Source organism: Sphaerisporangium rhizosphaerae (assembly GCF_042665155.1).
GTDB lineage: Bacteria > Actinomycetota > Actinomycetes > Streptosporangiales > Streptosporangiaceae > Sphaerisporangium > Sphaerisporangium rhizosphaerae.
Genome location: NZ_JBHTCG010000021.1, coordinates 112,141 through 135,090, shown reverse-complemented (window position 1 = coordinate 135,090; position 22,950 = coordinate 112,141). Strand labels below are relative to the sequence as shown.

Annotated in this window: 14 protein-coding genes; 4 read left to right on the top strand and 10 right to left on the bottom strand. The window is 73.5% G+C overall.

The annotated features are described in order from the left end of the window. Nucleotides 1-19: 19 nt before the first annotated feature. The 7 genes from ACFQSB_RS26775 to ACFQSB_RS26745 form a co-directional block, all read right to left on the bottom strand. Nucleotides 20-1,729 carry an ABC transporter family substrate-binding protein gene (locus tag ACFQSB_RS26775; protein WP_380829698.1) on the bottom strand — a complete coding sequence of 570 codons (1,710 nt, stop codon included), beginning with the start codon at nucleotides 1,727-1,729 and terminating at the stop codon, nucleotides 20-22. A 40-nt stretch (nucleotides 1,730-1,769) separates the two neighbouring features. Beyond that, entirely contained in the window at nucleotides 1,770-3,875 is a 2,106-nt protein-coding gene (locus ACFQSB_RS26770) for a dipeptide ABC transporter ATP-binding protein (RefSeq protein ID WP_380829704.1), read from the bottom strand. Nucleotides 3,876-4,081: 206 nt separating this feature from the next. Then, nucleotides 4,082-4,996, bottom strand: coding sequence for an ABC transporter permease (locus ACFQSB_RS26765; protein WP_380829697.1), 915 nt, complete (start codon nucleotides 4,994-4,996; stop codon nucleotides 4,082-4,084). After that, nucleotides 4,993-5,979, bottom strand: a complete 987-nt coding sequence (locus tag ACFQSB_RS26760; RefSeq protein ID WP_380829696.1) for an ABC transporter permease — start codon at nucleotides 5,977-5,979, stop codon at nucleotides 4,993-4,995. The genes ACFQSB_RS26765 and ACFQSB_RS26760 overlap by 4 nt, the downstream gene beginning before the upstream one ends. A 222-nt stretch (nucleotides 5,980-6,201) precedes the next feature. After that, nucleotides 6,202-8,553: an AAA family ATPase gene (locus ACFQSB_RS26755; RefSeq protein ID WP_380829695.1), complete on the bottom strand. Its 2,352-nt coding sequence runs from the start codon at nucleotides 8,551-8,553 to the stop codon at nucleotides 6,202-6,204. A gap of 210 nt (nucleotides 8,554-8,763) precedes the next feature. Beyond that, nucleotides 8,764-9,198, bottom strand: a complete 435-nt coding sequence (locus ACFQSB_RS26750) for a CBS domain-containing protein (RefSeq protein WP_354917638.1) — start codon at nucleotides 9,196-9,198, stop codon at nucleotides 8,764-8,766. Nucleotides 9,199-9,390: 192 nt separating this feature from the next. Beyond that, nucleotides 9,391-11,253, bottom strand: a complete 1,863-nt coding sequence (locus ACFQSB_RS26745; protein WP_380829694.1) for a tetratricopeptide repeat protein — start codon at nucleotides 11,251-11,253, stop codon at nucleotides 9,391-9,393. A gap of 400 nt (nucleotides 11,254-11,653) precedes the next feature. On the opposite strand from ACFQSB_RS26745, the gene ACFQSB_RS26740 reads away from it, so the two are divergent. The 3 genes from ACFQSB_RS26740 (at nucleotide 11,654) to ACFQSB_RS26730 (ending at nucleotide 15,427) form a co-directional block, all read left to right on the top strand. Beyond that, the gene (locus ACFQSB_RS26740; protein ID WP_380829693.1) at nucleotides 11,654-13,165 is read left to right on the top strand and encodes an MFS transporter; all 1,512 of its coding nucleotides are present in this window, start codon (nucleotides 11,654-11,656) and stop codon (nucleotides 13,163-13,165) included. 174 nt (nucleotides 13,166-13,339) lie between these two features. Continuing rightward, the gene (locus ACFQSB_RS26735; RefSeq protein ID WP_380829692.1) at nucleotides 13,340-14,170 is read left to right on the top strand and encodes a DoxX family protein; all 831 of its coding nucleotides are present in this window, start codon (nucleotides 13,340-13,342) and stop codon (nucleotides 14,168-14,170) included. 84 nt (nucleotides 14,171-14,254) lie between these two features. Further along, nucleotides 14,255-15,427: a low temperature requirement protein A gene (locus ACFQSB_RS26730; RefSeq protein WP_380829691.1), complete on the top strand. Its 1,173-nt coding sequence runs from the start codon at nucleotides 14,255-14,257 to the stop codon at nucleotides 15,425-15,427. Between the two features lie 99 nt (nucleotides 15,428-15,526). Here the strand turns inward: ACFQSB_RS26730 and ACFQSB_RS26725 are convergent, their stop codons facing one another. From ACFQSB_RS26725 to ACFQSB_RS26715, 3 genes are all read right to left on the bottom strand, one after another. Next, entirely contained in the window at nucleotides 15,527-16,582 is a 1,056-nt protein-coding gene (locus tag ACFQSB_RS26725) for a LacI family DNA-binding transcriptional regulator (RefSeq protein ID WP_380829690.1), read from the bottom strand. After that, entirely contained in the window at nucleotides 16,579-19,425 is a 2,847-nt protein-coding gene (locus ACFQSB_RS26720; RefSeq protein ID WP_380829689.1) for a glycoside hydrolase family 3 C-terminal domain-containing protein, read from the bottom strand. The genes ACFQSB_RS26725 and ACFQSB_RS26720 overlap by 4 nt, the downstream gene beginning before the upstream one ends. Before the next feature lie 217 nt (nucleotides 19,426-19,642). Continuing rightward, entirely contained in the window at nucleotides 19,643-20,854 is a 1,212-nt protein-coding gene (locus tag ACFQSB_RS26715) for an ROK family protein (RefSeq protein WP_380829688.1), read from the bottom strand. Nucleotides 20,855-21,183: 329 nt separating this feature from the next. Between ACFQSB_RS26715 and ACFQSB_RS26710 the strand changes: the two genes are divergently transcribed. Beyond that, on the top strand, nucleotides 21,184-22,896 hold the full coding sequence (locus ACFQSB_RS26710) for an extracellular solute-binding protein (protein ID WP_380829687.1): 1,713 nt from the start codon (nucleotides 21,184-21,186) through the stop codon (nucleotides 22,894-22,896). The last annotated feature ends 54 nt before the right edge of the window (nucleotides 22,897-22,950 follow it).

The window sequence follows — 22,950 nt, the reverse complement described above, 5'->3', positions numbered from 1 at the left end:
GGGAGCCGGGACGGGGCGATCAGCGCGTGAAGCCGATGTCGGCGTACCTGAGGGTGTAGAAGCCCGGGGCGCCGATGTTGGCCAGGGTCGCCTTGACCCCCCAGTTCTGGGGGCGCTGGTAGAGCGGCAGCACGTTGACCTCGCGCCAGATCAGCTTGTCGGCCTCGTTGGCGTCGCGGCGCGCCCGCACCGGGTTGAGGTCGGAGGACGCCCGGCGCATCGCCGCGTCGATCTCGGGGCTGCCCGACCTGCCGAAGTTGGCGTTCCAGCGCGCCTTGCCGTCGGAGGCCCTGGTGCGGTCGGCGTAGGTGGCGTAGCTGCTGGAGATCGGGAACGGCGTGCCGATGTAGGAGAACGGCGCGATGTCGAAGTTGCCGGGGATGACGTACTTGGAGAAGAAGTCGTCGCTCGGCACCGACTGGATGGTGACCGTGACCCCGATGCGGCGCAGCATGGCCTGGGCGAGCTCGGCCTCCGACTTGCTGAGCTGCAGCCCGGAGGGGATGACGAAGCGCACCGCGAGCTCCTTGCCGTCCTTGCGGCGGGTCGGGCTCGCCCTGCGCCAGCCCGCGGCGTCCAGCAGGCGCTCGGCCTTGGCCGGGTCGAAGGCGCCGAGTTCACCGGAGTTGTCCTGGTAGCCGACCTGGGTGTTCATGAACAGGTGGTTCTGCAGCGGTGTGCCCTTCCAGCCGAGGCCCTGCAGGTCGGACCGGGTGATCGCCGAGCGGTCCAGGCCGAGGACGATGGCCTGGCGCACCCGGGCGTCCGAAAGCGCGGGGCTCTCGGCGTTGAGGGTGAGGTGCCGGAAGTCGGGCCCGGCGGCCTGGCGGATCACCGCGCCCCTGGCCTGCGCCGCCCTGGCGAGGTCGGGCGCCGACGGGCCGACGTCGAAGACGTCCAGCTCACCGTTGGTGAACGCCCCGACGAGGGAGTCGGTGGCCAGCGACCGATAGATGATCTTGTCCAGCTTGGCGCGCCCGCCCCACCACCGGTCGTCGCGGACGATCGTGATCGTCTTGGCGGTGAGGTCGAACGCCTGGAACCTGAACGGCCCGGCGGTCACCGGCACGCGGTTCAGCCAGCCGGTGTTGAAGGCGTCCGGCGTCGCGTTGGCCGACTTCGGATACAGCGGCCAGAACAGCGACTGCCACTCCGAGAACGGCGTCTGGAAGGTGACCTGCACCTCGTAGTCGTCCTTGCCCCGCGCGACGCTCGCGATGTCCTGGTAGCCGGTCGTCGAGGCGACGTGGAAGTCGGGGTTGCGGCCGTTCATGGCCTTCCACTGGGCCTCGTAGTCCTGCCAGGTGATCGGCCGGCCGTCGGACCAGCGGGCCCGGCGGTCGAGGGTGTAGGTGACCACCTGGCGGGGGTTGGTCGCGGTGACCCGGGCGTCGGTGACGTAGTCGGTGTTCGGGGTGGGCGTGGCGTTCTCGTCGGCGCGGAAGGCGGCGGGCATGAGCGCGTCGACGACCTTCTTGACCTCGGCCAGGTTGCCGTCGACGTGGTTGATGTTCCACTGGGTGGGGAACTCGGTGAGCCCCCAGCGCAGGATGCCGCCGTCCTTCACCCGCTCGCGGGGCACCGGGTTGACGTCGAAGGCCTTCATGGACGCGGGCGCGCCCCCGGCGGCGCGGTGGCCGCCGTCCGCGCCGCCCCCGCAGGACGCGGCCGTGAGCGGCACGGCGACGGCCAGGGCGGCGGCCAGCGCCCGCCTGCGGACTGTTGTCACGTTTCCTCCCGATCTACAAGCTCTGGGTACCGGCGCCGCCTCAGACGACGCCCAGCCTCTCCGCGTGGTGGCACGCGGCCCCGTGGTCGCCCTGCACCGGGCGGACCTCGGGCTCCTCCTCGACGCAGCGCGCCCGCGCCGGGCCGGCGAGGGTCGCGAACTTCGGGCAGCGGGTGCGGAACCGGCAGCCCGACGGGGGGTCGGCGGGACTGGGGAGGTCGCCTTCCAGCAGGATCCGGCGGCGCCGGCGCTCCTTGTCGGGGTCGGGGATGGGGACGGCGGACAGCAGGGCCTGGGTGTAGGGGTGCGCCGGGCTGCCGTAGACCCGCTCGACCCGGCCGATCTCGGCGATGCGGCCGAGGTACATGACGGCCACGCGGTCGGCGATGTGCCGGACGACGGCCAGGTCGTGGGCCACGAAGAGGTAGGACAGCCCGAGGCGCCGCCCGAGGCCGGACAGCAGGTTGAGCACCCCCGCCTGGACCGACACGTCCAGCGCGGACACCGGCTCGTCCAGCACGACCAGGCGGGGCGAGAGGGCCAGGGCGCGGGCGATGGCGACCCGCTGGCGCTGGCCGCCGGAGAAGTGCTGCGGGTAGCGGGCGGCGTCGGCGGGGTCGAGGCCGACGAGCCCGAGCAGGCGCCGCACCCGCGGGCCGGTGTCGCGGTGACCGTGGGTGACCAGCGGCTCGGCCACGATGTCGTGGACGGTCATGCGCGGGTCGAGCGAGGCCAGGGGATCCTGGAAGACCACCTGCAGGCCACGCCGGACGGCCAGGCGGTCGCGCGGGGTGAGCGTCGCGGTGTCGCGGCCGAACACCTCGACGCGGCCCGCCTCGGGACGGGACAGTTCGAGGATCTCCATCAGCGCCGTGGTCTTGCCGCAGCCGGACTCCCCCACCAGGCCGAGCGTCTCGCCCTCGCGGATGTCGAAGCCGACGCCGTCGACGGCCCGGACGGTGCCGACCCGGCGCCGGAACACGGCCCCCTTCATCAGGGGGTGGTGCTTGACCAGCCCGGCGACCTCCAGCACCGCGGCCCGCCCTTCTCGCGGCTCCGCCGGCGCGGCCTCGACGCGCGCGAGGGCGGCGTCGCCCGCCGCGGGCCGGGCCGCGGCCTTCACGAGCGGGGCGCCGGAGGTCCCGTCGAGGTCGCCGGAGCGGTGGCAGGCCGCGCGGTGCCCGGGGGCCACCTGCGCCGGCGAGGGCTCGCTCCGCGCGCACGCGGCGACCGCCATCGGGCAGCGCGGCTCGAACGGGCAGCCGGGCGGCAGCCGGGACGGGCAGGGCGGCGCGCCGTCGATCGGGGTGAGCGGCAGCCGCTCGCCCGCGTCGAGGCGCGGCACCGAGCCGAGCAGGCCGATGGTGTACGGCATGCGGGAGCGGTGGTAGACGTCGCGGACGGTGCCGGACTCGGCCTCGCGCCCGGCGTACATGACCAGCACCCGGTCGGCGAAGCCGGCGACGACCCCGAGGTCGTGGGTGACCAGCACGATGGCGGCGCCGGTCTCGCGCTGGGCCTTCTTGAGGACCTCCAGCACCTGGGCCTGGATGGTGACGTCCAGGGCGGTGGTGGGCTCGTCGCAGATGACGACGTCGGGGTCGTTGGCGATCGCCATCGCGATCATCGCCCGCTGCCGCATGCCGCCGGAGAACTCGTGCGGGAACGCCCTGGCCCGCCGCCGGGGGTGGGGGATGCCCACCAGGTCGAGCAGCTCGACGGCCCGCTCGGCCGCCTGCCGGCGGCTCACCCGCTGGTGGACGCGCACGGCCTCGGCGATCTGGTCGCCCACGCGGTAGACGGGCGTCATGGCCGACAGCGGGTCCTGGAAGACCATCGAGATCGCCCGGCCCCGGTAGGCCGCCAGGCGCTTCTCGGGGACGCCGAGCAGCTCGCGGCCGTGCAGCAGCACCGAGCCGGACACCGTGGCGTGGCGGGGCAGCAGGCCCATGACCGCCAGGCAGGCGGCGGACTTGCCCGCGCCGGACTCCCCCACGATGCCCAGCACCTCGCCGGCCCGGACGTGGAACCCGACGCCGCGCACCGCCCGCACGCCGCCGAAGGCCACCTGGAGGTCGCGCACGCGCAGGACGGGGTCGTGCACGGCGGGCTCCGCCTCGCCCGGCCGCGAGACCGGGTCGTCCACGGCCGGCTCGCCCTCGCCCGCCCGGCGCGCCCGCTCACGCAGGCTGGGCTCGGCGTCATCGGCGTCCCGCGCCCGCTCTCGCACGGCTGGCTCAGCGTCGCGCACGCCCCGCGCCCGTTCTCGCACGGCGGGCTCCACGTCGCGCACGTCCCGCGCCCGCTCTCGCAGGGCGGGCTCCGCGTCGCGCACGCCTCGCGCCCGCCCGCTCACGTGGACCTCCCCGTGCCGGGGTCGAACGCGTCGCGCAGCGAGTCGCCGACCAGGTTGACCGCCAGGATCGTGATGATGAGCCCTCCGGCCGCGAACCAGAACGTCCAGGGCGCGTACAGCGCCGTCTTGGACCCGTCGGCGATGAGGCCGCCGAGGGAGACGTCAGGCGGCTGAACCCCGAACCCGAAGTAGGACAGGCTCGTCTCGGTGAGGATGGCGGCGCTGACGTTCAGCGTCGCGTCCACGATCAGCAGAGACGCGAGGTTCGGCATGACGTGCCGGAAGATGATGGTGCGGGGCGGCACGCCCATGAACCGCGCCGCCTTGACGTACTCGCGTTCCTTGATCGTCTGGGTCATGCCGCGCACGATCTTGGAGGTGACCATCCACAGGAACAGCGCGAGCATGACGACGAAGAGCATCCACCGCCCGCCGGCGAACAGCGGCGACATGACCGCGAGCACCAGGAACGCGGGCAGCACCAGCAGCAGGTCGGCCACCCACATGAGCGTGCGGTCGGTCCAGCCGAGGAAGTAGCCGGCGAAGGAGCCGGCGACGGCCGCGAGGCCCGTCGAGAGCACGGCGACGAGCAGGCCGACGACCAGCGACTTCTGGGCGCCGCGCATGGTGACGGCGAACACGTCCGCGCCGGTCTGCAGGGTGCCGAACCAGTGGCCGGGCGAGGGCGGCTGCATGAAGGCCGAGAAGTCGAGCTCGCCGGCCGACCAGGGGCAGGCCAGCGGCCCGGCGAAGGCGAGCAGGAACATGGACGCCAGCAGCGCGAAGCCCGCGGCGCCCTGCCTGGTGCGGAAGAACCGCCCGGCCACCACCCGGCCCCGTGAGGGCGCGCGGACCCGCCCGGCCCCGGCCTCTCCCTCGGCGAACTCCTCCTCGCTCAGCGTCGTGCTCATCGGCCCACCCGCACCCGCGGGTCCAGGACGGCGTGCAGCACGTCGGAGGCCAGGGCGGCCAGCAGCACGGCCAGCGCCGCGAAGCAGCTGATCGCCGCGACGGTGTTGACGTCGTTGGTGCGGATGGAGGCCACGAGCTCCTCGCCCATGCCGTGCCAGCCGAACACCGACTCGGTGATGGTGGCGCCGACCAGCAGCGCGCCGAAGGTGAACGCGAAGTACGTCGCGGCGGGGATGAGGGCGGTGCGCAGGGCGTGCTTCACCAGGGCGGTGCGCCTGCGCAGCCCCTTGGCCATCGCCGTGCGGACGAAGTCCGCCTCCAGCACGTCGAGCATCATGTTGCGCTGGTAGCGGCTGTAGACGGCGACCTGGCCGACGGCGAGCGAGAGCGTCGGCAGGGCCAGGTGCTTGACCCGGTCGAGCAGCCCCGCGCCGGGGCCGCCCGCGAGGCCGGGCGTGGCCTCGCCGCTGACCAGGAACACCTGCGCGCCGAGGTGGTCGTTCAGCCAGATGGCGCCGATGATCAGCATGTTGGCGAGCACGACCGTGGGGATCGCGAGCACGGTGAAGGCGGCGATGGTGGACAGCCGGTCGAACCAGCCGTACTGCCCGACGGCCGCGGCGGCGCCGACGAGCACGCCGGCGACGCTGCCGAGCAGCAGGCCGAGCACCACCAGCCGCAGCGTCACGCCGAGGCGCCGCCCGAGCTGGGCGCCGACCGGGTCGCCGTTCCAGGTGCGGCCGAGGTCGCCGTGCAGCACTCCCCCGGCCCAGGTGAGGTAGCGCCGCAAGAGCGGGGTGCGGTCGTCGAGGTTCTGCGCGCGGAGCCGGGCGTCGATGACCGCGGCGGGCGGCCGGGGGTTGCGGCCCTCGTAGTTGGACCGCGGGTCCAGCGCGACGGCGGCCAGCATGTACGCCAGGCTCGCGGCCACGGCGATCAGCACCACGTAGTTCACCAACCGGCGAAGCAGGAATCCCGCCATCGCCCCCCTTCCGCCGACTGCCGAGGCGTGCCGGATCGCGCACCGTGAGGGACGTTCCGCGTCCCTCCGTGCCCATCCTGCTACATCGCGTAACCATCCGGTGACAAGAAAGTCGTCAATCGGACCAGGTGTCGGCCGCGGGCCACGACGGGCGGGCCGTCAGGACGGCGCGCGTGCGGCGGTGAACCGAGGACGCGGACCCCGCGGGCAGGCCCGCGGGGATCAGCGGTCGGCCAGCTCGTCGACGGCGGTGCGCACGTCGGCGCTGGTGATGGTGGTGAGCTCCTCGGCGCTGGCGGTGCCGCCGCGCCCCGCGAGGCGGACGTCGCGGCCCAGCGCGGCCCGCTCGAACAGCGAACGAGCGAAGCGGCCGTTGCCCAGACCGTCGATCAGGCCCTCGGCGCAGACCCACGCGAAGACCTCGGCCAGGTCGCGCCGCGCGGAGTCGTCGAACCGGTCGCCCGACTCCTCCGCCAGCAGCGCCGCGATCTCGGTGAGCTCGGCCGCGCTGTAGGAGGGGAAGGTCACGCGCTGGTTGAACCTGCTGGCCAGGCCCGGGTTGGTGGCCAGGAGCCGCTCCATCTCGGAGGCGTATCCGGCCAGGATGACGACCAGCCGGTCGCGGTCGTCCTCGGCGCGCTTGAGCAGGGTCTGCACGGCCTCGGCGCCGAAGGCGTCGCCGCCCTGGTAGCCGCTGTTGACCAGGCTGTAGGCCTCGTCGATGAACAGCACGCCTCCGAGCGCCCGGTCGACCAGCTCGTTGGTCTTGATCGCCGTGGCGCCGAGGTGCTGGCCGACCAGGTCGGCGCGGGAGGCCTCGACCACGTCGGGCCGCGAGAGCAGGCCGAGCGCGGCGAAGACGCGGCCGAGCACGCGGGCCACGGTGGTCTTGCCGGTGCCCGGCGGGCCGACGAACACGAAGTGCCGCATCTGCGGCGGCGCGGGCAGGCCCTGCTCCTGGCGCATGCGGGCGACGCGCAACTGCGCGGCGATGGCCCGCACCTGGCGCTTGACCGGCTCGAGGCCGGCCATGCGGTCGAGGTCGGCCAGGGCGTCGGCGAGGGTCGGCGTGGCCTGGTAGCCGCGGAACCGGGCGGTGATCTCGTTGAACGCCTTGGTGAGGTCGGCCGTGGTGGTGGTGAGGAGATCATCGCGGCTGGGCGAGCCGCCGGCCCCGACCACGCGCACGTCGCGGGCCTGCGCCGCCGCCTCGACCAGGCTGCGGGCGAAGCGGGCGTTGCCCAGTTCGTCGATCAGGCCGCGCCGGTGAACGTCCTCGAACAGCCCGTGCAGCGCCGCGGGGGCGTCGGCCTGCAGCCGCTCGCCCCGCCGGGCGCGCAGCAGCTCGACGATGCCGACCAGCTCGGCCGGGGAGTAGGTGGGGAAGTTGACGCGGGTGGAGAACCGGGACGACAGACCGGGGTTGGAGGCCAGGAAGGCGGACATCTCCTTGTCGTAGCCCGCCAGGATGATGATGAGCCGGTCGCGGTCGTCCTCGGCGCGCTTGAGCAGGGTCTGGACGGCCTCGGCGCCGAAACGGTCGTGCTGGCCCTCCCCGGAGTTGACCAGGCTGTAGGCCTCGTCGATGAACAGCACGCCGCCGAGTGCCCGGTCGATCAGCTCGTTGGTCTTGATCGCGGTTGCGCCGAGGTACTCGCCGACCAGGTCGGCGCGCTGGGCCTCGACGACGTACGGGGTCTCGAGCAGGCCGAACGCGTAGAAGATCTTGGCGACCGTGCGGGCCACGGAGGTCTTGCCGGTGCCGGGCGGGCCGAGGAACACGAAGTGGCGCATGGGCTGCTCGGAGGCGTACCCCGCCTCGGCGCGCAGCCGCGAGGCCTCGATGGACGCCGCGATCGAGCGCACCTGCTCTTTGACCGGGTCGAGGCCGATCATGCTCTCGAGCTCGCCGAGGGCGTCGTCGACCGAGATCGGCGGCGGCGCCGAGCGCTCTGCGCCGCCGTCGCGCTCGGCCGCGCCGTCCCGCACGCGCTGGCGCGCCTGAACAGGGGCCTCGGGGCGCGCCGCCGCCAGCCGCTTGCGCGCCTGCCCGGCCTGGACCAGGCGGTAGGCCAGCACGGCCACGGCGACGCCGTACGCCGCCCACGTGGCGGCGTCCGCCGAGAAGGTGGCCACGGCCAGGCTCACGAGGGCGGCGGCGCCGAGGGCGGCCATGGTGGTGATCCACGGCGTCACCCACCTGATGAGGTGGGCCGCCACGCCGGTCAGCACGGCGAGCAGGACGAACAGGGTGGGCAGCAGGGAGTGCGGGCTGACGTACTCGGCGGCGACCATCATCAGGGACGACCACGCCACCACGACCAGGACGGTCGCGGCGGCGCGGGGATAGCGGAGCGTCAGCTCGCCGTAGCCGAGAAGTAACAGAGTGGTGGCGAAGGTGGAGAACGGCGACCAGCCGAGGAAGACGGCGAGCACCATGGCGCCTATGAGGACAGCGCCGAAGATGACCCGTCTCGTGGCACGGGAAAGCTGGAAATAACGGAGCCGGACGTGCTCGAACGCATCACGGGCCGCGGCGCGCCCCGCCGGCCGGGCCCTGTCGGAGTCCCGCATTTTGCCTCCCCGGTCGCCTCCCGGTTATACCGCACCAGGGCCCCGAACGCGCGTCGCGCGCCGCGCCCGCCACGACGCGCCGCGTTCACGCCCCCCGCGCATGGCGGCGCGCCCCCGCCGGCGCGTCGCGGTGCTCGCGACGGCACGCCGGCGGAGGCGCGCGGGCGGTCTTCCGCCCGGCCGGGGCCGGGCGTTCTCGGGGCGGGGCGGTCAGGCTCCCGCGTAGAGGCGGTGCACGAACTCGGCGAGCTTGCTGTCGGGCAGTTCCTTCGCCAGGTCGGCCTCGCTGATCATCCCGACGATGCGGTGGTTCTCGATCACGGGCAGGCGCTTGATCTGGTGCTGCTCCATCTTCATCAGTGCTTCTTCGATGTCGCTGTCCGCGGACACCCACACCAGCCCGTGGGCCAGTTCGCCGGTCGTCGTCCGGTCGAGGTCCCTGCCCTCGGCGCAGCACTTCACCACGATGTCCCTGTCGGTGATGATGCCCTTGAGCCGGTCGTCTTCCCCGCAGATGGGCAGCGCGCCGACCGCGAGATCGCGCATCATCTGCGCGGCCGTGCGCAGGCTGTCGTGCTCGCCGACGCACTGGGCGCCCGGGTGCATGACGTCCTGAGCCCGCTTGTCGCTATGCGGTGTGCTCATCGGTACCCCCGAAGGATGCTGGATTTCTACCTATAAGTAGGTATATGTCCAGATCTCGAGACCCTCCCAACCCTGCGCACGGGTAACTTAACGGAAACTTCGTCCCCCGCGAACACCCGGACGGCCCCGAGCCGGGCGGACGCCGGCGACGCCCAGGAGGTCACGGCGCCTGCGGCGTCGGGCCCCGCGCGCTCACGGACGCCGGGGAGCGGGCCTGGCCTCGTGGCGGCCGGGGTACTCGCCGACCATGACGTGCTTGGGCGTCACCCGGAGCACGTTCTCGGCGGGGTCGGCCAGGGCGATGCCGCGCACCTCGGTCCAGAACCGCCGCCCGATCGGATCGGCCACGAAGACCGCCACCCGCGGGTCGCGCTCGGCCGCGGCCCAGGCGTCCTCGGCGGCGATCAGGCGCAGTTCCCCCGACCGGGTGACCGAGGTGACCGCCCCGACGGCGAGGGTGCGGGGGCCGCCCGCGTCGGTGTAGGACAGCACGACGCCGCGGGAGTAGGTGAACGCCCGCCGCACCTCCGGGCTCAGCGCGACCGACGGGCCCGCGTCCCCGGGCAGGCGGGGACCGCAGCCCTCGCACAGGATCAGCGAGGCCCGCCACGGCCCCGCCGACCCCCGCCACCACGCCCGCGCGGCCCGCGCCGCGAAGGCGAGCACCACCACGACCAGCGCCGCGGCGACCGACCACCACGCCCACGCCCCGGCCGATGGCCGCAGGCCCAGGACGGGCACGGCTCCCGCCAGGACCAGGGCCGCGGACGCCGCGAGCAGGAACGTGAGCGCCACCGCCAGTCCCCGGTCCTCGCGCAGGATCTCCCTGAGGCGCGAGCGCAGGCCGCCGCGCCGGCGCACGTACAGCATGGCGATCGGCACGCAGGCCCCGGCGAGCGCCGCGCGCGGCTCGGCCGCCACCGCGGGCAGCAGGGCGAGCAGGACCACCAGGAACCACAGGCGGGCGGCGATGATCCACAGGGTCACGTCGGTGTCGCGCCGGCCGACGCGCTCGGGGGGGACGGCGGTGAACTCGGCCAGCGCCCGCACGGGCCGGCCCTGCCAGGTCTCGGCGAACGCGCGCAGGCTGGTCACCGCCACCCCGTTGAACAGCACCAACCCGAACAATCCCGCCCAGAAGCCGCCGACGACGTCGTCCCAGCGGACCATCTCGGGCGCGCCGGCCGCCGCGACCAGGGGGACGACCTCGTCGGCGAGCGTCCACGCCGGCAGGGTGAGCAGCGCGGCGGCGTACGCGGCGACCGCGAGGACCGTCACCGACACCGCGACGCACAGCCACAGGTCGCGGGCGAGCATGCCCGGCACGTACCGCCACACCGTGATCCGGCGGGCCCGCCGCACGGTGAGGGCGGCCGCGACGAGCAGCACCGCCGCGCCGCCGATGCGCGCCTGGTCGCGCAGGTCGTACCAGAAGGCGAGGACGGCGACGGCCGCGAGGCAGAGCGCCAGGAGCAGGCGCACCTGCCTGGCCCACAGCTCCAGGGCGCGGCGGGCCAGGCCGGTCTCGCGGGGGTCGACGCTCCACACCGGGTCGTGGTGGTCGCGCGGGCGGCCCCAGCGCAGGTGGGCGAGCCCGAGGTTGACCCGCGCCCCGGGGTGCTCCTCCTCCCTCCGCAGCGCGGCGTGGTAGGCCGCGGCGGCCTGCCGGTGGTCGCCGCGCAGCAGGGCGAGGTCGCCGATCAGCACGTGCGGGTCGGGTTGCTCGGGGGCGAAGCGCACGGCGTGCTGGGCCTGGCTCCAGGCGTCGCGCCATCGGCCGGGGAGCCTGCGCAGCACTGAGCCGAGCCGTAGCCGTGCGGCCCAGGAGCCGGGTGCGAGCCGGACGGCGTCCTGAGCCGCTACGACCGCCTCGGAGTCGCGGCCGAGGCGTTCATGGGCGAGACTCACCAGCCGATGCCCCCACTCGCCGTCGGGGTCGCGCGCGACCGCCTCGCCGGCGGCCTCCAGCGCTCCCTCGGGCAGGTCGCGCGCCAGCCGGGCGACGGCGACGACGCACCAGGCGCGGGGATCGGAGCGATCTCGCGGGGATGGCACCGGTAAGGGATCTGACTCGCTGGCGTTCCCCACGCCGTCATGGTCCGTTGCGGATCACCGATTGCCTAGATGCCGGACATATACCTATAGCTCTCTAGAGAGGTCGGCGCCGCCCCACCTTGATCACCAACCCCAGGGGCACCTCCAGGGCGGAATGTCGCGAAGGTCGGCATAGTCCGATAGCCACCGTTTCACCGCAATCGTTCGTCGCCCGGGGGGCCAGGACGCGGTGAGTCAGGGCCATTGTCACAACCCGCTGAACTATCAACCGAGATGGCCTAAGCTGCCTCGCATGTTCTGCGGGCGAGAACCTTTCGGCTGATCAATGACCGTTCTGGGCACCCGGCCAGGGAGCCGCGTCAGAGGCACGACCATAGACCATCAGGCGAACCGGTGGTCGGTGCTCGCGTTGCTCTGTTTCAGCCTCCTGTTGATCGCCGTGGACGCCACGGTCCTGCACATCGCCGTCCCCGCCCTGACCGCAGCCCTGGAGCCGTCCGCGGTCGAGCTGCTGTGGATCATCGACGTGTACTCGCTGGTCGTCGCCCCGCTGCTGGTGACCTTCGGAACGCTCGGCGACAGGTACGGCAAGCGGCGGTTCGTGCTGGCCGGTTATGTCGTCTTCGGCGTGGCGTCGCTCGCGGCCGCCTTCTCGGGCGGCCCGCTCGCCCTGATCCTGTCGCGGGCGCTGCTCGGCGTCGGCGGCGCGATGATCATGCCCGCCACGCTCTCGATCATCCGGCAGGTGTTCACCGACCGCCGCGAGCGGGCCATCGCCCTCGGCGTCTGGAGCGCGGTCGCCGCCGGGGGCGCCGCCCTCGGCCCGCTGGTCGGAGGCGTCCTGGTCGAGCACTTCTGGTGGGGCGCGGTCTTCCTGATCAACGTCCCGCTGCTGGTGGTGGCGCTGCCGCTGGCCGCGCGCCTCCTGCCCCGCGCAGGCGGCGACCCCGGTCACGGCTGGGACGTGCCGAGCGCCGCGCTGTCCACACTGGGCGTGCTGTTCCTCGCCTTCGGACTGAAGGAGCTGGGGCACGGCGGGACGGTCGGGACGGCCCCGGCGGTCGCCATCATGATCGCCGGCGTCGGGCTGCTGGTCTGGTTCACCGCGCGCCAGCGCCGTCTGGCCCGGCCGTTCCTGGACATCGGGCTGTTCTCCGAGCGTGGCTTCGCCATCGGCGTCCTGTGCGTGCTGCTGGCCGTCTTCTCCCTGGTCGGGCTCCAGCTGATGCTGGCGCAGTACCTCCAGCTCGTGCTCGGCGACAGCCCGCTGCGGGCGGGGGCCCGCATGCTCCCCCTCATGATCGCCGCCATCGCGGGCGGCCTGTGCGCGGCCCACCTGCTGCAGCGGTTCGGCCTGCGGGCCACCATGACGGGCGGCCTGGCCCTCGCCGGGCTGGCCCTGGCGCCGACCCTCCTCTGGGGGGCCGAACAACACCCGGTGATGCTCTGCGTGTGCTTCGCCGGCATCGGCTTCGGCGTGGAGGTCGCGCTGCTCGCCGCCTCCGACACGATCATGGCGTCCGCGCCGGAGTCACGCGCCGGCGGCGCGGCGGCGATCGAGGAGACCGCCTACGAGCTCGGCGCCGGGCTCGGGGTGGCCGTCCTCGGCACCGTCACCACCATCGTGTACGCGCCCGGCGTGGCCGCCGTGCCGGGGGTCGCGCCGGCGGCCATGGGCCAGGCCAGGGAGTCGCTGGCCTCGGCCGCGCACGTCGCCCGGGAGGTGGGCGGGCCCGCGGGCGACTCGCTCATGGACGGCGCCCGCGCGGCCTTCGTCACCGCTCTGCACTCCACGATCCTGGTGAGCGTCGCCCTGCTGGCGGTCACCGCGATCACCGCCCTGGTCCTGCTCCCCCGCCGTCCCTCTCGCTCCCCGGTCCCCGGCCCCGACCGCGAACGCATCCCCCTCTGACCCGGCCGGCCCGCGACCCGGCGACCGGCCCACGGCCCCGCCGTCCCGCGCACCGTCCCGCGCCCGCTTCCGTGTTCCGTCCAGCCCGTCCGTGCGCCGCTCCGGCGCGCATGTCGGGGGCGATACAGGGCAATTGTCTGTGCAACGCCGACCGACCCCAGGAGAATGGCTACCGTGAGACGAACCTTCCAGGATCTCGCCGCGCTGGCCGCCCGGCTGGGCGTCGGCGGCATCTTCTTCGCCAACGGCTGGCACAAGCTGGAGTTCGGGCTGACCGCCACCAGTGAGCAGTTCGCCCGGATGGACGCCCCGGGGCCGGGGCTGTGGGCCGCCACCACCATGCTCATCGAGCTCATCGGAGGAGCCCTCCTGGTCGCGGGCCTGGCCGTCCCGGCCTGCGGGCTCATACTCTTCGCCGAGGCGCTGGCCGTGTTCGTGCTGGTCAGCGGGGACACCGGCCTGCCGCTGACCGGCGGGGACATCAACCTCATCGTCGCCCTCGGCTCGGCGTCCGTGCTCCTCGCGGTCGTCGGAGCCGGGCGCCTGTCGGTCGACCACCTGGTCGTGATCCGCAGGCGCGAGGCCGAGGCCGCCGACGAGATGGCCGCCGACGCCGAGGCCGACCACGTCATCGCCTCCTGGCGCGAGACCGCGCGCCCCGCCTCGTCCTCCGGCGACGCCCCGGCCCCCGCCGCGTCCGGCACGGGCGGCGACGCGGGGGGCGCCAAGCAGGCCCCCGTCCAGCGCCCGGCCGTCAAGGACGCGAGCGCCAAGGGCCCGGTGACCTTCCCCGAAGGCCGTACCGGCGCCGGCGACACCGGCGGCACCCGCGACGCCGGCGGCGCCGGCGAGGTGACCGCGCCCCGCAAGGCCCGGCCGCGCCGCCCGGCCAAGCCCTCCGACGACGCCGAGGACATCACCACCGACGCCCCGTCCACCTCCACCAGAACCGACCGCCTGGTCGCGGGCGGCAGGAAGACCACCACCCCTTCCGACACCGACTAGCGTGACCGCGAACCTCCAGGGCGGATGATCAGCCTCGGGCGAACTCTGCGGTCATAAGGGGCGAATGGGGGCGAGGATGGGCGCATGCGCCTGCCCGGCTGGTTCGCCGAACGTGTCGAGCCCACCTCCCCCCATCAGGAGCTGCGCGTCTCCACGCTGGAGCTCTTCTTCGACCTGGTCTTCGTTTTCACCGTCACGCAGCTCACCACGCTGCTCGTCGACGGCTTCGCCCCGCAGGCCCCCGCGCAGACCGCGCACGGCGGTCCCGTCGAGGGCGCGGTGCGCGTGCTGCTGGTCTTCGGCGTCATCTGGTGGATGTACTCGGGGTACGCCTGGCTGACCAACACCGTGCCGCCCGCCCGCCCTGCCCGGCGGGTGCTCATCCTGCTCGGCATGGCCGGATTCCTCATCATGGCCCTGGCCATCCCCCGGGCCTTCGACGGCGGCGGGTGGGCCTTCGCGCTCGGCTACCTGATCATCGTGCTGGTCCACGCGGGCCTGTACCTCCAGGCGACCGCCTCGTTCGTCCGGGTCATCCCGTTCAATCTCGCGGCGACCGCACTGCTGTTCGCGGCCGGCCTCGCCGAGGGCGTCCTGGTCTACCTGCTGTGGGCGGCGGCCATGGTGCTGCTGTGGGGCAGCCCGTACTTCATCGGGCAGAAGGGCTTCCCGCTGCACCCGGCGCACATCGTCGAGCGGCACGGGCTGCTGGTGATCGTGGCCCTCGGCGAGTCGGTGGTGGCCATCGGCATCGGCGCCCACGGCGAGGTGAGCCCGGCCCTGCTGGCCGCCGCCGCGCTGGGGCTGGCCCTGGCGGCGTGCCTGTGGTGGAGCTACTTCGGCGGCGAGGACGACGCCGCCGCCGAGCACGCGCTGGTACAGGCCGAGCCGGTGCGCCGCACCCGGCTCATCCTCGGCGCCTACTTCTACGCCCACATCCCGATGCTGCTCGGCATCGTCGGCGTCGCGGCGGGGGTGAAGAACGCGATCGGCCACCCGCTGGACCACCTGCACGCCGGCCCGGCGATCGCCCTCGCGGCGGGCGTGACGCTCTACCTGGCGGGCGACACGATGTACCGCCGGGTGCTCGCCCTGCCCGCGCGCCCCCTGCGCACGGTGGCGGCGGCCGTCGCGCCCCTCACCATCCCGCTCGGCCTGTGGTCCTCCATCGCCCAGCTCACCGCCCTGGTGGTCATGCTGTCCTGCGCCCTGGCCGCCGAGCACACCGCCGCGTCCCGGGAGGCCGCCACCGGGTGAGCGGCCTGGGCACGGTTCAGAGCGCGGGGTGGTCGGACGCCGCCGTCACGCCGGGCCGCGGTGCTCGCCGAGCGGGCCGCGGGCGGCGCGCACCGCCGGTCAGCCCTTCGTCGGTGCGGGCGCCGAGTTGGCGAGGGGCGGGACGGGACCGGGGGCCGTCGTGCTCTGGCGGATGGTGAGCCGGGGCGGCAGCAGGGTGGCGTCGGGGACGGCGCCGCCCTCCAGCTTGGCCATGAGCAGGCGGACGGCCTGGTGGCCGACATCGGCCGCGGGAATGAGCACCGAGGTGAGCGGCGGGCTGGCCCGTTCTGCGACGTCGTCGGGGCAGATGGCGACGACCGAGACCTCCTCGGGCACCCGCCGGCCGAGCACTCGCAGCGCGCCCAGCACGTGGCCGACCGCGGCCTCGTTGTGCACCACGATGCCCGAGAGCCCGGGATGCTCCTCCAGCAGGGCCTTCACGGCCGCGCACACCTCGTCGAAGCTCTCTTCGCACGGCCGGGCGATCGCCGTCGCGCCGTGCTCGCGCCCGGCCTCGGCGAAGCCCTCCATGGTGCGCTCGGCGTAGCCGGTGCCGCGCTGGTAGACGACGTTCGGCGCGCCCAGCAGCGCGATCTCGCGGTGGCCGAGGGAGGCCAGGTGCTCGGCGCAGATCGCCCCCGCCTGTGCGAAGTCCAGGTCCACGCAGGTCAGCCCGGAGGCGTCGGCCGGGAAGCCGATGAGCACGCTCGGCTCCTCCAGCTCGCGCAGCAGCGGCACCCGGGGGTCGTGGATCTCCACGTCCATCAGCACCAGGCCGTCCACCAGCGCGCTGGCGGCGACCCGCCGCAGCCCGTCGGGCCCCTCGTCGGCGGTCATCAGCAGCACGTCGTGGTCGAACTGCCGGGCGGTGGTGACGACCGAGGTGGCGAACTGCATCAGGACGGGCAGGTGCATGCCGGCGCGCAGCGGCAGCACCAGGGCGATGACGTTGGACCGCTTGCTGGCCAGCGCCCTGGCGCCCGCGTTTGGGTGGTAGCCGAGCGCGCGGACGCTGCGCATGACGCGCTGGCTCGTCGTCGCCGAGATCGCGCGCTTGCCGCTGAGCACGTACGAGACGGTGCTCACGGCGACGCCGGCGTGCTTGGCGACGTCGGCGATGGTGACCGTTCTCAACGAGCGCTCCCCGTGGCCTGCCGGGTGAAGCGGAGCTCGCTCACCGTGACCCCCTCGTTCTCGAACACGACATAGAGATCATGCACTCCCGCCGCCCCGGCGAGGGGACAGGTGACCGTGGCCAGGTCGTACCTGTCCCGCGACGGCGCCACCGACACCGCGCCGATGACCTCGCCGTACAGCGGGTCGTCCAGCCGCAGCGTCAGCACGCCGCCCTCGGTGCTGGAGACGGCCAGCAGGCAGTCGGCGGCGCCGCCGGCGAAGTCGACCTCCCGGAAGGCGATCCACCCGCCGGGGTCGGTGCCCCGGACCGCGTCGCCGCCGGAGCGGGCGGCGTCGCACAGCACGACTCCGTCGTACTCGTCGTTGTCGGCCGCGTCCAGGGGGCGGGCGTAGGGGTCGCGGGCGGGGATGCTCTCGCCGGCCACCGTGAAGTGCGCGCACAGCCGGATGTCGCGCGCCGACGCGCCCACCTGGACCTTGTGCGGGGCCTCCTCGACCACGAACCTCCCCCGTGTGACGTCCCAGAACGCCAGGTCGGCGACGTCGACGGACAGGGTGAGGGTGCGGCTCTCCCCGGGCGCGAGCCGCACCCGCTCGAAGCCGCGTAGCTGGCGCAGCGGCTGCTTGACGCGCGAGCGCCGCTGGCGGGTGTAGAGCTGCACGACCTCGGTGCCGGGGCGCAGCCCGACGTTGGTGACGGTCACCCGCACGTGCAGCACGTCGTCCGGCGCGAGGGCGGCCGAGGACAGGCGCAGGTCGGAGTAGACGAACCGGGTGTAGCCGAGGCCGTGGCCGAACGGGTACAGCGGCGTGCCCCGGTAGTACAGGTACGTCGAGTCGGTGGCGATGATGTCGTAGTCGAACAGGTCGGGCAGCTCCCGGGCCGACCTGTACCACGTCTGGGTGAGCCTGCCGCCGGGGTCCTCGTCGCCGAACAGCACGTCGGCCAGGGCGTTGCCGTACTCCTGGCCGCCGTGGGCGGACCACAGGACGGCCGGCACGTTCTCCTCCGCCCAGGTGACCGCGAAGGGACAGCCGCTGCTGACGACCAGCACCGTGCGGGGGTTGGCGGCGTGGACGGCGCGCAGCAGCGCCTCCTGCGCGGGCGGCAGGGCGAGGTCGGCGCGGTCCTCGGTCTCGCGGCCGTTGACCAGCGGATGGTCGCCGAGCACCACGACGGCGACGTCGGCGGTGGCGGCCAGCTCGGCGGCGGCCTGGGCGCCGCTCTCGACCATTTCCAGGGTGAGCACGGCGGCCGTGTCGGGGTCGTCGGTGAGCCGCAGGACGCCGTCGGGCGCCAGCCCGACGTGGCGGCCGGTGGAGATGTGGCGCAGCGCCACGGTGCCGCGGGGACGCTCGTCCAGCCGGAAGGTCTGGCGCACCTCCCAGCCGCTCGGTCCTGGCTGGTCGTTGACGAGCACGCCGTCGTCGCCGACCGACACGTACCTGCCGTTGGCGCAGGTCCGCAGCGCGTAGGCGCCGCCGCCCCAGTCGAACAGGTCGAACCAGGTGGCGCGGGCCTCGCCCGTCTGGGAGACGGCGAGCGGGCCGCCGGCGAAGTGCTCGGCGGCCGTGACGTGGCCTCCCGCCGCGTTGAGCGCGACCCGGTCGACGCCCTCGGCGAAGGCGGTGACGCACCGTTCGGCGAGCCCGGCGCGGGCGGTGACGGCGTAGGGCAGCGTGCCGCTGTACCAGTCCTCCATGAGCGTGTCGGCGAGCGGCCCGATGACCGCGACGCGCTCGGGGGCGCGCAGGGGCAGCAGGCCGTCGTTCTTCAGCAGGACGATGGACTGCGTGGCGGCCCGCCGGGCGAGGGCCTGGTGCCCGGCGCTGTTGACGATGTCCTCGGTGTCCTCGGTGATGCCGTCGTAGGGGGTGGCGGGGTCGAACTCGCCGAGGCGGAGGCGGACGGCCAGCGCGCGGCGGACGGCGGCGTCCACGTCGTCCTCGGCGAGCAGCCCGCGCTCCAGCGCCTCGGTGATGTGGCCGAGGGTGGCGGCGGGCCGGTCGTCGTCCTGGGTGAAGCTGTCGGTGCCGGCCTTGATCGCCGCCGCGTAGGCCTGCGGCAGGTCGTCGTGGTAGCCCTGCAGGCCGGCGAGGTTGCCGGGGGCGTAGGCGTCGCTGACCACCAGCAGGTCGTCGCCGGTCCAGGCGCGCACGACCTCGTTGATCAGCGGGCTGAGCATGGCCGGGCGGCCGTTGACCAGGTTGTAGGAGGGCATCAGCGAGACGGCGGCACCGGCCTCGATCGCGGGGCGGAAGGCCCGCAGCTCGTACTCGCGCAGCACGCGGGGCGGCAGGTTGCTGGAGGTGACGCAGCGGTCGGTCTCGTTGTTGTAGGCCAGGAAGTGCTTGAGCGTGGGGGCGGTCCTGAGCGTCGGATGGTCGCCGCGCAGGCCCCGGGAGTAGGCGGTCCCCATGACGCCGGTCAGCCATGGGTCCTCGGAGTAGCCCTCCTCGTTGCGGCCCCAGCGGGGGTCGCGCAGCGGGTTGACGACGGGCGCCCAGACGTTGAGGCCCGCGCCGGCGGGGTCCTTGTGGTGCATCGCCACCACCTCCTCGCCGGTGGCCGCGCCCACCTGGCGCACCAGGTCGGGGTCCCAGGTGCTGGCCAGTCCGATGGCCTGCGGGAAGACGGTCGCCGGGCCGAGCCAGGCGAGCCCGTGCAGGGCCTCGGTGCCGGTGCGGAAGGCCCCGACGCCGAGCCGGGGCACGGCCGCCTGGTACTGGTGCAGCAGGCCGATCTTCTCCTCCAGCGTGAGCCTGGCGAGCAGGTCGGCGACGCGCGCCTCGACCGGCAGGGCGGGATCGCGGAAGGTGCCTGACACCGGTTCGTTCATCTGGGACCGTCCTTCGCTCACCGAGGTGCGTTTCGAAGCGCTTCGACGCCGAGCGTCTCTGGTGGTCGAAGCGCTTCGACGCGGCCGGGACGTCCAGGCGTATCGAAGCGCTTCGACGGAGTGCACGAAGATTTCAGCAGCGTTACATCCGGGGTTCTCCTGAAGAGTGCCGCTTCGCGGCCTTTGGGTCAAGAGTCCGTCAAGAGTCCGTCGCGAGTCAGCCCTGGGCGGGCAGGCGGCCGGAGTCGACCGAGTCCAGCAGGCGGGCGGCCGCCCCGAGGGCCGCCGCCCCGTAGCCGAGGGTGGAGGCGACCAGGCGGGTGCCGCCGGCCTCCGGGGCGAAACTGCGGCGGGCGAACTCCTCGCGCGCGGCGGGCAGCACCCACGGCGCGAGGGCGATGTAGTAGCCGCCGAGGACGACCACCTCGGGGTTGAGCACGTTGGCGATGATCGCCACGCCCTTGCCCAGCTCGCCGCCGATGGTGGCCAGGGTGTCCAGCATGAGCGGGTCGCCTCCGCGGGCGAGCCGCACGACCTCCTCGATCTCGGGCTCCAGCTCGGCGGGCGCGGCGTCGGGGGCGGTGCGATGGAGCACGGCCGTCATGCCGGCGACGGCCTCCAGGCAGCCGCGGCGCCCGCAGCGGCACTCGGCGCCCGAGGGGTCGATCTGGATGTGGCCGATCTCGCCGGTGAAGCCCTGGCCGCCGCGGCGCAGCCGGCCGTCCATGATGACGCCCGCGCCAACGCCGACCGCGCCGGTGAGGTAGACCAGATCCGCCGCCCCGCCGTGCGGGCCGAAGCGGTGCTCCGCGAGCGCGGCGAGGTTGGCGTCGTTGTCCACCAGCACGGGGAAGCCCGGGTCGCGCAGGGCCTTGGCAAGGTCGCCGGCCAGGTCGACGTCATGCCAGCCCAGGTTGGGCGCGATGCGCACCGAGCCGCCCACGTCGACCAGGCCCGGCACCGCGACCGTCAGGCCGAGCACCTGGCGGGCCTCCTTGCCCATGCGGCCGAGCACCCGCCGGGCCAGGGCGGCGACCGCGGCGACCGCCTGGTTCGGGGTGGCGGTCGCGCCGGGGAAGGACCGGCGCCACGACAGCAGCTCGGTGCCCGCCAGGTCGACGGCGACGGCGGTCAGGTAGTCGACGTTCACCTCGATGCCGATGGCGGCGTAGGGGGAGCCGTCCAGCACGAGCATGGTGGCCGGCCTGCCGACGCGGTTCTCGGTGAGGCCGGTCTCGCGCAGCAGCCGCCGGTCGATGAGGTCGGCGACCAGGCTGGACACCGTGGCCTTGTTGAGCCCGGTGGAGGCCGCGATGTCGGCCCGGGAGCAGGGCGCGTTCTCCCGTACGAACCGCAGCACGACCGCGAGGTTGGTGGCCCTGACGTCGGCGAAGTCCGCCGGCTGAGGCCCGGTGTGCGTATTGATCAAAATCAGCCCCGTTCCCGCTGAGCCCCGGTGGGCCCATCATGCCGCATCGTCGAGCCGCTGGTCATACCTCGCCCCTGTGCTCCCTCGCCGCGCTCCCTCGACGGCCGCTGTCACCAATCCGTGACCGGCCGCCCGGGGGAACGGCCGGGCCGTCCCTTGTGGCGCCCGGGCCCCTGGACTAATTTGTTTGGTCATCAGACGAACTAACTCTACCCCGGGGCCCGCCCCTCCCGACACCCTCGACCCTTCACACACCTGGCCCGACCTGAAGGAGCGCCGTTGACACCCCCCGTACGAAGCGCCGCACACCCCCGCGAAGGGAGCCTCCGATGACATCTCCCACTGACGGCGCGAGCGCCGTCACCCATCCCAGCCGCCGGGGGTTCCTCGGCCTGGTCGGCCTCGGCGCGGCCTCGCTCGCCGGAGGCGGCCTCGTGGCCGGCTGCTCCACCCCCTCCGGGCGCAGGCCCGGCAGCGGTGGCGCCACCGCGGCCGCGGCCGACAAGCTGAAGTCGCTCACCCCGTCCTACGTGCCCTTCCAGGGCGTGAAGCCGGACGTCCCCGGCACCGTCTCCAACCTGCTCGGCGTGCCCGACGTCGGCGGCGGCTTCCTGAACTACCCCGCCACCCTGGCCGACGCCGTTTCCGGCACGGCCGGCAAGGGCGGCTCCTACAAGGCGATGACGCCGCTGTGGGGCCCTCCCCCGCCCGGACTGTCGGAGAACGCCTACTTCCAGGCGTGCAACGCCGACATCGGCGCGACCATCGACTTCCAGATCGCCGACGGGATCACCTACGTCGACAAGGTGACGGCCCGGCTCGCGGGCGGCGACATCCCCGACCTCATGGTCATCCCGCAGTGGGAGATCGAGAAGATGGCCGACTTCAACCGGGCCGTCGACCAGGCGTTCGAGGACCTCACCCCCTACCTGCAGGGCGACAAGGTCAAGGCCTACCCGATGCTGGCCAACCTGCCCAGCCCCGCGTGGGGCTTCTCGGTCTTCAACGGCAAGCTCATGGCGGTGCCCTTCCCGACCGACCCGTTCCCCCTCGCCCTGCTCTACCGCAAGGACATCTTCGACCAGCACTCCGACTGGAAGATGCCCACGACCGCCGACGAGCTGTTCGACCTGGGCAAGGCGATCACCGATCCCAAGGGCAAGCGCTGGGCGTTCGGCGACATCCACGAGATGGTGTGGCCCGTCTTCAAGGTCCCGCAGGAGTGGCGGCTGGAGGGCGGCAAGCTCGTCTACAAGTACGAGACGCCCGAGTGGGAGGCGTGCGTCGCCTTCATGCGCAAGCTCTTCCAGGAGGAGCTCATCCACCCGAACGTGGTCAGCGCCAACCGCGGCGCCAACGAGAAGGACCTGTTCGCCTCCGGCCAGATCGTCATCTACCGCGACGGCCTCGGCGCCTGGCACGAACTGCTGCAGCAGCACCGCGGCAAGAACCCGAAGTTCGCCATCGAGGCGATGCCGCTGTTCTCCCATGACGGCAGCACGCCGATCATGTACCACAACAAGCCGGCGGGGATCTTCACGTTCGTGAAGAAGGGCCTGGGCAAGGACAAGATCGCCGAACTGCTGTCGATCCTCAACTGGTGCGCCGCCCCGTTCGGCACCAAGGAGTACGAACTGGCGACCTACGGCGTGGAGGGCAAGCACTTCACCCGGGACGACAAGGGCGTGCCCCAGTTCACCGACCTCGGGCGCAAGGAGGCGCAGCCGACCTACGTCTTCCTCGGCGGCAGGCCGATCGCCGCCGACTACGTGGCCTTCCCCGACGCCGTCCGGGGCAGCGTCGGATGGCAGAACGCGTCGTTCAAGTACATCGAGAAGACCCCGCTCGACGGCATCCGGGACCAGCGGCCGTCCCGGATGGCGGGCCTGCAGATCCCCACCGAGGACAAGTTCACCGACATCATGCGCGGACGCCGGCCGGTGAGCGACGTCAAGCAGATCGTCGCCGAGTGGCGGCGCGACGGCGGGGACGAGGCGCGCGAGTTCTACATGAAGGTCCTGCGGGACAACGGCCGTGCGTAGCCGCCCGACAAGCATGGCGAGCGCGACGACCGTGCGCGACGTCCGAACGGGCCG

Coding starts and splice junctions, on each gene's coding strand:
- ACFQSB_RS26765 (WP_380829697.1), bottom strand. CDS start 4,996: ATGAGCACGACGCTGAGCGAGGAGGAGTTCGCCGAGGGAGAGGCCGGG.
- ACFQSB_RS26760 (WP_380829696.1), bottom strand. CDS start 5,979: ATGGCGGGATTCCTGCTTCGCCGGTTGGTGAACTACGTGGTGCTGATC.
- ACFQSB_RS26755 (WP_380829695.1), bottom strand. CDS start 8,553: ATGCGGGACTCCGACAGGGCCCGGCCGGCGGGGCGCGCCGCGGCCCGT.
- ACFQSB_RS26750 (WP_354917638.1), bottom strand. CDS start 9,198: ATGAGCACACCGCATAGCGACAAGCGGGCTCAGGACGTCATGCACCCG.
- ACFQSB_RS26730 (WP_380829691.1), top strand. CDS start 14,255: ATGCGCCTGCCCGGCTGGTTCGCCGAACGTGTCGAGCCCACCTCCCCC.
- ACFQSB_RS26720 (WP_380829689.1), bottom strand. CDS start 19,425: ATGAACGAACCGGTGTCAGGCACCTTCCGCGATCCCGCCCTGCCGGTC.
- ACFQSB_RS26710 (WP_380829687.1), top strand. CDS start 21,184: ATGACATCTCCCACTGACGGCGCGAGCGCCGTCACCCATCCCAGCCGC.